Source organism: Chryseobacterium mucoviscidosis (assembly GCF_002177115.1).
Taxonomy (GTDB): domain Bacteria; phylum Bacteroidota; class Bacteroidia; order Flavobacteriales; family Weeksellaceae; genus Chryseobacterium; species Chryseobacterium mucoviscidosis.
On sequence record NZ_MVAG01000084.1, the window covers coordinates 77,078 to 90,073 of the forward strand.

Annotated in this window: 13 protein-coding genes; 10 read left to right on the forward strand and 3 right to left on the reverse strand. The window is 35.7% G+C overall.

The window, feature by feature from the left end; all coding sequences use genetic code 11:
• Positions 1–255: 255 nt before the first annotated feature.
• From B0E34_RS04925 to B0E34_RS04940, 4 genes are all read left to right on the forward strand, one after another.
• Positions 256–450 (forward strand): cold-shock protein, encoded by a 195-nt coding sequence (locus tag B0E34_RS04925; RefSeq protein ID WP_076390738.1) that lies wholly within the window; start codon positions 256–258, stop codon positions 448–450.
• A gap of 365 nt (positions 451–815) precedes the next feature.
• Positions 816–1,610, forward strand: coding sequence for a DUF3575 domain-containing protein (locus tag B0E34_RS04930; protein ID WP_087707416.1), 795 nt, complete (start codon positions 816–818; stop codon positions 1,608–1,610).
• 77 nt (positions 1,611–1,687) lie between these two features.
• Positions 1,688–2,350: a hypothetical protein gene (locus B0E34_RS04935; protein ID WP_087707418.1), complete on the forward strand. Its 663-nt coding sequence runs from the start codon at positions 1,688–1,690 to the stop codon at positions 2,348–2,350.
• A gap of 51 nt (positions 2,351–2,401) precedes the next feature.
• Complete coding sequence (locus B0E34_RS04940) at positions 2,402–3,694, forward strand: MFS transporter (RefSeq protein WP_087707421.1); 1,293 nt, start codon at positions 2,402–2,404, stop codon at positions 3,692–3,694.
• A gap of 49 nt (positions 3,695–3,743) precedes the next feature.
• Here B0E34_RS04940 and B0E34_RS04945 read toward each other — a convergent pair whose 3' ends face one another.
• Positions 3,744–3,956: a hypothetical protein gene (locus tag B0E34_RS04945; RefSeq protein WP_029295611.1), complete on the reverse strand. Its 213-nt coding sequence runs from the start codon at positions 3,954–3,956 to the stop codon at positions 3,744–3,746.
• 461 nt (positions 3,957–4,417) lie between these two features.
• Here B0E34_RS04945 and B0E34_RS04950 point away from each other — a divergent pair, with 461 nt between their 5' ends.
• Complete coding sequence (locus tag B0E34_RS04950; protein ID WP_087707424.1) at positions 4,418–5,290, forward strand: CPBP family intramembrane glutamic endopeptidase; 873 nt, start codon at positions 4,418–4,420, stop codon at positions 5,288–5,290.
• Between the two features lie 47 nt (positions 5,291–5,337).
• Here B0E34_RS04950 and B0E34_RS04955 read toward each other — a convergent pair whose 3' ends face one another.
• The gene (locus B0E34_RS04955; protein WP_087707426.1) at positions 5,338–7,095 is read right to left on the reverse strand and encodes an ABC transporter ATP-binding protein; all 1,758 of its coding nucleotides are present in this window, start codon (positions 7,093–7,095) and stop codon (positions 5,338–5,340) included.
• Positions 7,096–7,235: 140 nt separating this feature from the next.
• Between B0E34_RS04955 and B0E34_RS04960 the strand changes: the two genes are divergently transcribed.
• Positions 7,236–7,436: a hypothetical protein gene (locus tag B0E34_RS04960; RefSeq protein WP_087707429.1), complete on the forward strand. Its 201-nt coding sequence runs from the start codon at positions 7,236–7,238 to the stop codon at positions 7,434–7,436.
• 329 nt (positions 7,437–7,765) lie between these two features.
• On the opposite strand, the gene truA is transcribed toward B0E34_RS04960, so the two are convergent.
• Positions 7,766–8,500, reverse strand: a complete 735-nt coding sequence (gene truA, locus B0E34_RS04965; RefSeq protein ID WP_087707432.1) for a tRNA pseudouridine(38-40) synthase TruA — start codon at positions 8,498–8,500, stop codon at positions 7,766–7,768.
• A 379-nt stretch (positions 8,501–8,879) separates the two neighbouring features.
• Here truA and lpxK point away from each other — a divergent pair, with 379 nt between their 5' ends.
• The 4 genes from lpxK (at position 8,880) to dinB (ending at position 12,957) form a co-directional block, all read left to right on the forward strand.
• Positions 8,880–9,905 (forward strand): tetraacyldisaccharide 4'-kinase, encoded by a 1,026-nt coding sequence (lpxK, locus tag B0E34_RS04970; protein WP_087707434.1) that lies wholly within the window; start codon positions 8,880–8,882, stop codon positions 9,903–9,905.
• Positions 9,889–10,701 (forward strand): purine-nucleoside phosphorylase, encoded by an 813-nt coding sequence (locus B0E34_RS04975; RefSeq protein ID WP_087707437.1) that lies wholly within the window; start codon positions 9,889–9,891, stop codon positions 10,699–10,701. Before lpxK ends, B0E34_RS04975 begins: the two co-directional genes overlap by 17 nt.
• Before the next feature lie 392 nt (positions 10,702–11,093).
• A complete protein-coding gene (locus B0E34_RS04980) occupies positions 11,094–11,609 on the forward strand; it encodes a TlpA family protein disulfide reductase (RefSeq protein ID WP_087707440.1) in 516 nt (171 codons plus the stop codon).
• 250 nt (positions 11,610–11,859) lie between these two features.
• On the forward strand, positions 11,860–12,957 hold the full coding sequence (gene dinB / locus B0E34_RS04985; RefSeq protein ID WP_087707442.1) for a DNA polymerase IV: 1,098 nt from the start codon (positions 11,860–11,862) through the stop codon (positions 12,955–12,957).
• Positions 12,958–12,996 lie beyond the last annotated feature (39 nt).

Here is a 12,996-nt window from a genome sequence, read left to right on the forward strand (position 1 = left end):
CAATTCTGTTGGGCGTGAAAGGTATGAATAAAATTTTGATAATCAACCTATTAAATTAAACAGTATTCATTTATTTTATCCTATCTTTGCAAAAGTATCAATAAAACAGGTTTCTGCCTTCGTTATTCTGTAATAGTTTAAGATCACAATTTTTCTTTCAGTTTACTTTTTCAGCCACCCGATTATCAGAGCGATTTCAAGTAGAATCTGTGAAGTCGACAGATTTATAATACCATAATTTTAATACCCATTACCATGCAACAAGGCACAGTAAAATTTTTTAACGAAGCAAAAGGCTTCGGATTTATTTCTCCTGCAGACGGGAGCAAAGACATTTTTGTACATTCTTCAGGACTAAGCACAAGAGAAATCCGTGAAAACGATAAAGTCAGTTTTGAAGTACAAAAAAGCGAGAAAGGATTAAACGCTGTTAACGTTAAGTTAGTTTAATTCTCCACATACTCTACAAAAAAATTTTTGAAACATAATCTTTATAGATAATCTGTAAGTTCGTATAATGTTTGACTATATTAAGTAGAAATTACTTTTTATTTTTTTATGTTCATCTGCCTCTTGTGAAAACAAGAGGTTTTTATTTGTATAATAATCTCAGATTAAAGCACATTAAAAAACAGCATTACTTTACTAAAGAAATTACAATCATATTATTGATGATTTCTTTTAAATTTAAAAAAGCATTTCAAAATAAGACAAACTATTAACATAATTTTAATTTTTCACGCAAAAGTGTATTTTTTATTTTTTTTTGCCCGTTTTTTGCTCTCTGAAAATTATCACCTACTAAATATAAGATCATGAAAAAATACTTCTTCCTTCTTTCCTCTTTTATCTTTTCAGGATTTTCTGCACAGGAAACTATGGCTCCTGAAACTCCGGCTAAAAAGGATATCATTAAAATGACAGCACCTGAAAACCCGGATAAAATGAACATTATCAAGACGAATGTTACCGCATATGTTTTCAGAAACATCAATCTATCATACGAAAGAGCTTTTAATAAATGGTTTTCTTTAAATATGGGATTCGGAACCATGCCTGAAGGAAAAGTTCCATTCATCAATTCTTTTCTGAGTGATGAAGACGAAAAAAGATTTCAGAATCTCGAAGTAAAATCGTTCAACTTTACCATCGAACCGCGGTTTTATCTCGGAGCCGGTTACGGAAAAGGATTTTACGTAGCCCCTTATTACAGATATTCCAAAATTACTTCCAACACATTCGATTTTTATTATGATTATACCTTCAGCGGAACGACCTATCAGATTCCTCTGAAAGGAAACGGAAGCGCACACGGAAACAGTGGCGGCGTAATGGTGGGTGTTCAGTTTTTCCTTACGCCAAGCAAAAATTTAGTTCTGGATTTCTGGATTGCAGGAGCGCATTACGGAAAAGGACAGGGCGATTTTACCATGACGAGTGATGTGATCCTGACTCCCGATATGCAGGCGCAGCTAAAAAAAGAAATTGAAGATCTGGATATTCCTTATGTGAATTACACCGTAGAAACCAATGCAAACGGAGCCAGAATAAATGTAGACGGACCATGGCTTGGCTTCAGAAGCGGATTGTCTCTGGGATATCGATTTTAAAAAATTTTATTTAACTATTTTATACCGTTCTTTCCGTAGAGCAGTTTTATTTTTATATTGGTCGAAAATAAACACGCATGTATTCATCTCACGTTTCTATTCACTATGCTATTCAGTTTGTTTTAGGATACAGGTATTTCATTAAATATGATAAATTATCCGAAAGTTCTTTAAACTGTAGTGAAGCGGAAGATTTTTACAGACAGTGCAAACAAAAAGGGGCATTAAACTTAGCATTGATTCCAGAAAATAAAATAGCCGAGAACTTTATTGTCAGAAAATTTTCCGGCTTCAATCATAAACCATTAGTTGAGGTCATCTATTCCGGATATTCGGAATACTTTTATATTTCGCACGAAAGAATTGTCCCGATAAAAAATTACAGAAAACAGTTTATCCTGAAAACAGAAGATCATCTGTACGAAAAAATTTACAACATCATTAAATATTATTATGTGAGTTCATTAATAGAAACTAATGATCCCATATATCAGCATTTTTATGCAAGTGCATTCTCTCATCTTACCGGCAAAACTGAGGATGATATACCTGAAATCTATCGACTGATGGATGAAAAAAACTATCATCTGATGATGGCAATGTTTAGCATCAAAGGTGTTGGAAATATGGAAATGCATAATGGATTGCAGGGAATGGAGTTGTTACCCAAAGACGAAAATTTAAGGACATATATGCTTCCTGAATGGGGAAGTCAATTCCTTTATACAATTTTCAGATAAATTAAATCTAAAATACTTTTCACAATTAAAGAAAAGAAATATCTTTCCTGCATGAATTCATCACAAATCACCACCGCCCAAAGAATCAAAGCAATTATTGGCGGATCGATCGGAAATCTGGTAGAATGGTACGACTGGTATGCTTACGCTGCCTTTGCCATTTATTTTTCAAATTCTTTTTTTCCGGATTCGGATATGACGGCGCAGCTTTTAAACACAGCCGGAATTTTCGCCGTAGGTTTTCTGATGCGTCCTGTTGGAGGATGGCTTTTCGGAAGTATTGCCGACAGAGTCGGGAGAAAAAAAGCAATGACGCTTTCCGTTTTGCTGATGTCTTTCGGATCTTTATTAATTGCTTTAACGCCAACTTATAAAACCATTGGTGTCTTGGCTCCTCTTCTGTTATTAATCGCAAGGTTATTGCAGGGACTGAGTGTTGGCGGAGAATACGGTGTTTCGGCAACCTACCTCAGCGAAATGGCAACTTCAGACCGGAGAGGATTTTATTCCAGCTTTCAGTATGTGACTTTAATTGGCGGACAGTTAATTGCTTTGGGAATTCAGCTTATTTTACAGAAATTGCTTTTAACGGAAACCCAACTCGAAGATTGGGGATGGAGAATTCCTTTTGTAATCGGAGCCTTACTTTCTGTTATCGCTTTATATTTAAGAGCCAATCTTCATGAAACTGAAGCTTTTGAAAACAAAAAAGATCTGGGTGAGAAGAAAAAAGGGACTTTAAAAGAACTGCTTAAACATCCGAAAGCATTAATTACCGTTGTAGGATTAACACTGGGAGGAACATTAGCGTTCTACACCTACACAACCTATATGCAGAAATTTCTGGTGAATACCGTTCATCTTACCAAAGAAGAATCTACCCTGATCTCTTTTATTTCTCTGTTTATTTTCGCTTGCTTACAGCCTGTTTTCGGAGCGCTGTCGGATAAGATCGGAAGAAGACCTTTATTATTGGCATTCGGAATTCTGGGAACCCTCTTCACCTATCCCCTGCTAAATGCCTTAAGTCACACTACATCCATGTGGGGTGCGTTTTTCCTGATTATGTCGTCTTTAATTATCGTGAGCGGCTACACCTCTATCAATTCCGTAGTAAAAGCCGAACTTTTCCCGTCCGAAGTAAGAGCTTTGGGAGTCGGGTTACCTTATGCTTTAACGGTTGCCGTTTTCGGAGGAACGGCAGAGTATATTGCACTTTGGTTTAAACAGGCAGATGTGGAGCACTATTTTTACTGGTATATTACCGCCTGTATTTTCTTTTCTTTTGTAGTATACATCAGAATGAAGGACACCAGAAAAACCTCAACACTGGATAAGGATTAATTGATAATAAAAAAAACGCGGCTCAGGTTCCCTGAGCCGCGTTTTTTATCTAATGATAAGCCTGCTTAAATTTCTCTAAAATATTGTCCAGATTATGCCTCTGAACATAAACACTCTTCACATCTTCATACCTTGGCGATTTATAAAAAACTTCGTGGAAATCCATACTGCCGTTCCCTACTTTCACCACTTTCTGTACTTCGATATTCAACTTTCTTAATTCGTCTTTAAAAACCTGAAATTCATCTTGTATATTCTTCATCTATATTTTTGGATTTAATTAAAATTACCTCTTTACATCAAACACCCTACCAAAATAAAGGGGTTGTGTTTAAATTCTGAATAAAGTTAACAAAATATTCCTTACAAACATAAGATTTAAACATTATTTTATCACTTTTTTTAATAAAATCAAATTTATTTTAAAATATAGATATAGATTCAGCATATTTAACGTTTAAATAAATAACTTGAAAAATTCCACAGATTGCGCTTAAAATTGCTTTTTCAGAACTATTTTTATCCCTGTTTAATTTTTTTCCATACAGAGAAACCTGAATTCAAGAACTTCCGATCGTGCTTCAATTCGGCAAAATCTTCAAGATGAGAAATCCTGATTTTACGATCCAAAACATCTGAAAAAAATATGAATGTTGATAAATTTCACAAAAAATGAACTTTCATTAACGCTAAAATTTTAATTTCGTGTTTTAAAATTACTCCGTGAATTATTTCCAAAGATTAAAGCGTGACATCAAAGATCTTTTACAATTTATAAAAAAACCAAATGACGTTCAGATAGAACTTTCTTCAAAAAGAAAATTTTACTTCATCTTCAATCTTCTGATTATTGAAATGATTTTCTTTTTTGCTGTTGTACTTCCTTTAAATTATCTGGCAGAAAAATGCATCACTCTAAAACCATCCGATGCTTTTGAAAATTTAACATGGTTTCAGGCGGTCTTTTTAATGGTAATTTTCGCTCCGCTTTCAGAAGAATTTATTTTCAGATATGCTCTCCGTTACAAAAAACTTTTTTCACATCTTATCAACAGGGAAAAATGGAACAGAATTTTTCCGTTTCTGGTTTATATTTCTTCAATCATCTTCGGATTGGTGCATTTGGACAATTATGTAAACGACTCATGGAAATTCTATGCCCTTTCTCCTTTCATTGTGGCTTCTCAGTTATCGGGTGGACTTATTTTAAGCTACATTCGTGTAAGACTGAATATTTTTTACAGTATGCTTTATCATGCGTTATGGAATCTTCTGTTCGGAATTTCTATTCCTTGCATCATGTTGCTTTTTATGTCTCCTTTTGCTGAAAAAACACAGGATTACGATATAAGAATTGAACAGAAAGCTTTTATAAATGACAACGAACCTGTATTATCTGAAACAAAAATAGTTGATGACAGAATATACAGCATTGAAACCAGACAATATTCACTTCAGAGTTTATTGGATCATCTTTACAGAAAAGATCAGTTTAATACAGACGAAGGCTTGATGAATATTCATTTCAAATCCGAAAAAGGAATTTCCAAGGATGAATTTTTGAAAATTTTACAGAAAGAATACGAAATCAAATAAAAAAGGTTAAAACCAATCGATTTTAACCTTCTTATATCTACAACAAATTACTTCTTAGTTTCTTCTTCCAGTTCCACTTCAGGTCTCAACTGAGCTTTGTAAAGCGTGGAGTAATAACCGTTTTTGTCCAGAAGTTCGAGATGTTTGCCTTCTTCAACAATTTTTCCGTGCTCCATCACGATAATCTTATCGGCTTTTTCAATGGTTGAAAGTCGGTGTGCGATAATGATCGACGTTCTGTTTTTCGTAATTTTTTCTGTGGCTCTCTGAATCAGTTTTTCACTTTCGTGATCGATGGAAGACGTGGCTTCATCCAAAATCAGAATCTTCGGATCAGACAGATAGGCTCTTAAGAAAGAAAGCAATTGTCTCTGTCCCAGAGAAATGGACGAACCTCTCTCGCTTACCACATAATCATATCCTCCCGGAAGCTGTTCTATAAATTCATCAACTTCAATTTCTTTTGCTCCTGCCTTTATTTTATCCAGCGTAATGCTTTCATCCCCGAAAGAAAGATTCTCAAAAATACTTCCGTGGAACAGGAAAACATCCTGCAGAACGACTCCGATGTGGCTTCTTAAATTATACAGTTCGTAATCTTTCAGATCCACATCATCAATTAAAATATTTCCGGAATTGATATCATACAATCTTGTAATTAAACTGATGATCGTAGATTTTCCGGCTCCGGTTGCGCCAACGATCGCCACAGTTTCACCCGGATTTACTTTAAAATCAATCCCCTTTAATACTTCCTGCTTTTCATCGTACGCAAAATGTACATTTTTAAATTCAATTTTTCCGTCAAAATGATCTTTTTCCACTTTACCGTTGTTCGGCATCGCATTGTCTTCATCCATTAATCCTAAAACTCTTTCTGCACCTACAATTCCTCGCTGGATATTGTTGAAACGGTCGGCAATCTGTCTCAAAGGACGGATCAGCATCGAAATATACTGGATAAATGCAATCACAACTCCCGCACTGATCGTAATATACCCTCCGTAAAAAAGGATAAACCCGATAAAAAGAGACGAAATTAATTCCACCACAGGGAAAAACAGCGAGAAGATAAAAACCGTTCTTAACAGCGCACTCTTTAAAGTAATATTGATATCATCAAACTTTTTAAATTCAGCTTCCTGCCTGTTGAAAACCTGAATGATCGGCATTCCCGCCAGTCTTTCCTGAACGAAAGAATTCTGGTTCGAAGTCCAGTTTCTTTCATCTCCGAATGCTTTTTTCAGCCTTTTCTGGAAAAATCTTGTAATCACGACCATTAAAGGTAAAATCGCCAATGTAATATAACTGAGATGAACATTGGTGCTGAACATCATTACCAGTACAAAAATAATTCTCAGTACATCTCCGAAAACCATCAAAAAACCATCCGTATACACCGTTGCAATGGTTTCCACATCACCCACAGCTCTCGTCACCAACTGCCCGATCGGAGTTTTATCGAAGAAAGACGTTTTAAAATAAATCAGCTTATTATACAACCTCTCTCTTATGTCTCTGATTACATTCTGCGAAATGAAATTAGAGAAATAAACCAGAAAAAAGTTTAAAATGGTCTCTGTGAAAACCAGACCGATCAAAAGATAAATATGCTTTAGCATCAATGCTTTATCTTTCAGTTTGGTAATATCATTATCCACCACTTCCATGGTAAGATAAGGACGGTAAGTAGAAACTATTGCCAGAAAAATGGAAATCACTAAAGTAAGGATGAACCAAGAACGGAACTTCATTCCGATAAAGAACAGCCTCTTTACAATTCCCCAGGTATCTTGTTTTTTCATTGTACGAATTGAAGAAAAGAATTATATAAAATTCTATGCAAAAATAAGACTTTCAAATTTGTCTGCCTTTACAAGTTTGTGAAATACCCATGAAAAATTCAGATAGGTGTTATTTATGGTATAGATGAAAAACAATAAAAATGCTCAATTTAAAACTAAGCAAAGCAAAAAACACGGATCACCGGAGATCTCCGGCGGCAAGATTTTACAGGTTCTTATCGTCGGAAGTTCCGACGGGGCAAACCCATATTCAGGGAAGCAAATGTGAATGTCCGACAGGGCAAACCAATTCTTGGGCAGGCAAAAATGAACTTCCGATAGGGCAAACCAATATTCAGTGAAACAAATGTGAATGTCCGACAGCGCAAACCAACTCTTGGGCGTACAAAAATGAACTTCCGACAGCGCAAACCAATATTCAGGGAAGCAAATGTGAATGTCCGACGAGGCAAACTACCAATGACGGCTGAAAATCATACTCCTAAAGTCCCGCGAAATGTTGTAATGCACAGGCAAGTTTTTCGATTTCGTTCATGATTTTCGTTTTTTTGTTTTCTTTTAAACACAAATTACACCAATATTTTTTTACAAATGACTCAAATCTAATAAAGAAAATCTAAAATTATTTGTGAATATTCGTGGAATTATTTGTGGAATTTGTGTTCAAATATTACTCAAAGTCATATCCAACATCCACGAGATACAATCCGTGAGCCGGTGCAGAAGTTCCCGCAGAATTCCGGTGTTTGTCTTCAATGACTTTTCTTACGTCTTCAGGCTGCAATTTTCCCAAACCTACCTCAACCATTGTTCCCACAATAGCTCTCACCATATTTCTCAGAAAGCGGTTCGCAGAAACGGTAAATTTCAGTTCACTTCCATTCTGTTCCCATTCTGCCTTGTACATTTTGCAGAAGTTGGTTTTATTGTCGGTATGTAATTTTGCAAAGCTGGTAAAATCCTCATATTCAAATAAAATTTTACAGGCTTCATTCATTTTTGTAATATCCAAAGGTTTTCTCCAGTGCTGCCACGCCGATTCTTCCGTAAACGGATTTTTTTCCAGCGAAATATAATATTCGTACGTTCGGTAAGTAGCATCAAAACGCGCATGGAAATCATCTTTTACAGGAAAAATTCTTTTAATGGAAATATCCGCCGGAAGAAAACTGTTCAGCCTTCTCACCAGTTCCTGATCCAGAACTTTCTCCGTATCAAAATGAGCAAAAATCTTCTTCGCATGAACGCCCGTATCCGTTCTCCCCGCTCCCGTTGTCTTAATCTCTTCTCGTAAAATCGTGGAAAGTGCTTTTTCCAGCTCTTCCTGTACAGAAATAGCATTCGGCTGAATCTGGTAACCGAAATAATTCTTGCCGTTGTAGGAAAATTCTATAAAATATCTCAAGGTAATAAAATAAATATCTGTTGTTTATTTCTACATATAACTTAATTTGAATCAATATCAATTTGTATTTCTTCCATAAACGAAGTGGCTTTGTTTAACTTAAAAAAGATTTGTTTTAATAAAACTTTGTTTAACCTTGCGAGAACTTAGACGCAAAGACTACAAAGATTTTTATTTATCTACAATTCCCAACCATTTTAAAGATAAACAAAGGCATTTCACTTATTACAGAAAGACAAGTTAAAATGCACAGCAGATTATAACTCTACAAAAATACTTTAATTTGATGATAATCAATAACAGATTTTTTAAATAAAAATCGAAAAGTAGCTCCCATATTCATCCAAATCCCTGCGAAATTTCCTATTTTTGCAAACGTATGAAAAGATGGTACCTCTATCCTTTTTCCCTCGGTTATCACATGGTAACGGGTATCCGAAACACAATGTATGATCTGGGAATTTTTAAATCTGTGAAATTCAAAACGCCGATAATCTGTGTCGGAAACCTTTCTGTGGGCGGAAGCGGAAAATCGCCGATGGTGATGTATCTTGCACATTTCCTGTCTAAGCATTACAGAACCGGTGTGCTTTCCAGAGGATACGGAAGACTTACGAAAGGATATGCTGTCACGAATTATGAAAGCAATTACAAAACAGTAGGCGATGAAGCCATGCAGTTGTTTGAACGTTTTAAAAACCGTTTTGTAATCGCCGTTTCCGAAGAAAGAGTTCCCGGAGCCAAAAAAGTAATCAGCGATATGGATCTTGATGTTCTGGTTCTTGACGATGCAATGCAGCACAGAGCGATAAAAGCAGGATTCAACATCATGATGACCGATTTTAATGATCCTTACTTCAAAGATCATCTTTTGCCGGCGGGAGATTTAAGAGAATCCAGAGCCGGATCCAAAAGAGCGGATATCATCATGGTGAGCAAATGTCCCGATGAACTTACTGAGGAAACCAAACAGTATTACATTTCCAGAATAAGACCGGATCGTACCCAAAAAGTATTCTTTTCATCCATCGGATACGACGAAAATGTATACGGAAGAGAAAAAATGCTTCCCGACAACAACCTGAATTATTATGATATTCTTTTAATTACAGGAATTGCCAATCCTAAACCTCTCCTCACCCATCTTGCAAAATTTTCGCAAAGGGTAAAACACTTAAAATTCAGAGATCATCATAATTTCACGGAAGCAGACATCAAAAATATCGTAGCGGAATATAAAAAATTAGGGGAATATAAATTGATTTTAACCACTGAAAAAGACTACGTGCGCCTGAAAAGTTTTGATTATCTTAGAGATATTGTGTACTACTGGCCGATCAATGTAATTATTGATAAAAAGGAAGAATTCAATCAAATCATCTTAGATTATGTTAGAAAAAATTAAGCAGACCGCAGATTTCGTTAAAAACATCATTAAAGAAACTCCCGATTTTGCCATTGTTTTAGGCTCCGGCTTAGGCAAACTGCAGGATGAAGTGGAAGCTATTCATACTTTAGAATACAGTGAAATCCCCAACTTTCCGCAGACTACCGTTGCAGGACACGGCGGAAAACTGATCTACGGAATTCTGGAAGGAAAAAAAGTTCTGATGATGAGCGGTCGTTTTCATTACTACGAAGGGCATTCAATAGAAACGGTGGTCTTTCCGATCCGTGTTTTTTATCTGTTGGGAATTAAAAATCTCATTCTTTCCAATGCTTCAGGCGGAATTAATCCAGGCTATAAGATCGGTGATATTGCAATCATCCGGGATCACATCAATATGATGCCTGAACATCCGCTTCGCGGCAGAAACATTGATTCTTTCGGTCCCCGATTTGTGGATATGAGCGAACCATACAACAGAAAAATGATCTCCGTTGCACAAAATACTGCTTCTGAACAGAATATTACCGTCCACCAAAGTGTTTATGTAGCTTTACAGGGACCCACTTTCGAAACTCCCGCAGAATACGGAATGATTAAAGCCATTGGCGGAGATCTTGTAGGAATGAGTACCGTTCCGGAAGTGATCGTTGCTAAACATATGGGAATGGATGTTTTTGGTATTTCCGTCGTGACCGATTTAGGCGGTCCCGATATTGCCCACTCCGTTTCTCACGAAGAAGTTCTGAACGCAGCCAATACAGCCATGCCGAATGTAATTGCAGTGGTAAAAGGTTTGGTGAAAAATTATTAGTAAACCTAAGATTATTAACAATAAACTTGTTTCAACTAATTTTCAGAATTAACCGCAAAAGGGACAAAAGATAATGTTAAAGCGAATTTCCAGAATAATTAAAGCGCTCAAAAGAATAAAAATCAAAGATTTTTAAAAATTATTGTTTTCTTTTTCATTTATAATAATCAACTTTAAATAAAAAATTTATTAGATCTTTTGTGACTTTTGCGGTTAAATAAAGTTTAAACAGACTTAATATTTGTCGATGTTTTCAGAACGATAAAATTTGTGAATTTCTTAATTGTAAATTCAATAGAAATCTTCAATCCAATCAATTCTTATAAAGTCATCAAAAAATCAGTCCAGATTGGACGGCATTGTCTAGATTTGCATACATAATTTTTTTGAACATGAAAAAACTGTTGTTACTATTAATGATGGGAATTTTCGGATTAGGCTATTCTCAACAGGCGCCGAAAGTTCTGAAAAAGGGTTTCTCCAAAGAAGCTTTGGCGCAGAAGCTGGAAGATGAAGACGGAAAAACGGTTACCATTCAGCAGATTCTGGATCAGCATAAAGGTAAAGTTCTGGTTATTGATTTTTGGGCAGGATGGTGCAGAGACTGTCTAAATGCACTTCCGAAAGCCAGAGAACTGGAAGAAAACAATAAAAACATAGATTTTGTATTTCTATCTTTAGACCGTTCCAAAGAAGGCTTTGACAGAAGTCTGGAAAAATTTGAAATGAAAGACAAAGAAAACTACTGGTTTTCCTCCGGCTGGAAAAACGATTTCAATAATTATGTTGATCTGAACTGGATTCCGAGATATATGGTGATCGATCAGAAATCCGCCATTGCAAAATATTACGCCATTACTCCTGAAGATCCTGAAATTCAGGCAACAATTAATCAACTTTTGAAGTAATTCTTATTTTTACCGCAAAGTAAAACAAAGCTTTATTTTTTATATTGTCTATTATTTTAAGTTATACAAAGGCGCTTCGCTTAAATAAAGTAAGACAAAATTTATTCAATTGTATTTCGAAAATAAGTGAAACGGCTTTGTTTTATCTTAAAAACATTTCATTTCTATAAATCTTTGTCTATCCTTGCGATTAAATAAATTCAGGACAAAAGAAAATAATTAAAAATACAGGAATCCATATCTTTGCGGTATGGATTCTTCTTTTCCCATGCGCAAAATAATTCACGTCGATATGGATGCATTCTATGCTTCTGTGGAGCAGCACGACAATCCTGCATTGAAAGGAAAAGCAATTGCAGTCGGAGGCGGACATCGTGGTGTGGTTTCGGCGGCAAGTTACGAAGCCAGAAAATTCGGAGTCCGTTCTGCAATGCCCAGCAAAACGGCAAAAGAAAAATGTCCGCACCTTATTTTTGTCCCTCCGCGTTTTGCGCGTTACAAGGAAATATCAAAAAAAATCCGTGAAATTTTTTACGAATACACCGATCTGGTGGAACCACTTTCTTTGGATGAAGCCTATCTCGATGTTACAGAAAATAAAAAAGGAATGGAATCAGCCAATCAGATCGCCAAAGAGATCCGTCAGAAAATTTTTGACGAAACCGGACTTACTGCTTCCGCCGGAATTTCTGTGAATAAATTTTTAGCCAAAGTTGCTTCAGATATCAACAAACCAAACGGACAAAAAACCATTCATCCCGACAAAATCGAAGGCTTTCTGGAAGAACTTCCGGTAGAAAAATTTTATGGAGTCGGAAAAGTAACGGCTAATAAAATGTTCAGCTTAGGCATTTACAAAGGGAAAGATTTAAAGAAAAGATCCATTGAAGATTTAACAAGACTGTTCGGAAAATCCGGAGCTTATTATTACAACGTGGTTCGCGGAATTCATCATTCGGAAGTAAAACCGCACCGAATCCAGAAAAGTGTGGCGGTAGAAAGAACTTTTTTTGAAGATCTTTTTGATGAACAGCAGGTCAATGAAAAACTGGAAAGCCTGAGTGAAGAACTTCACACGCGCTTACAGAAAAATAATATTCTCGGAAGATCTTTAACTTTAAAAATTAAATACAAAGATTTCTCACTCTATACAAGAAGCATCACCAAAGAAGAATATTTTTCCTCTGCCGAACAATATCTTAAAACCGGAAAAAAACTTTGGGAATTAAGACCTTTTGATAAACCGGTGAGACTGTTGGGATTATCTCTCTCCCACCTCAACACCGAAGAAAAAAAACAGGTTTCTGTTCAACTAAAAATTCCGTTTAAAGAATTCGAAGATCAATAATCCGTTTTTTTTCACTAAATTGTAGTAACCAAATTTTAC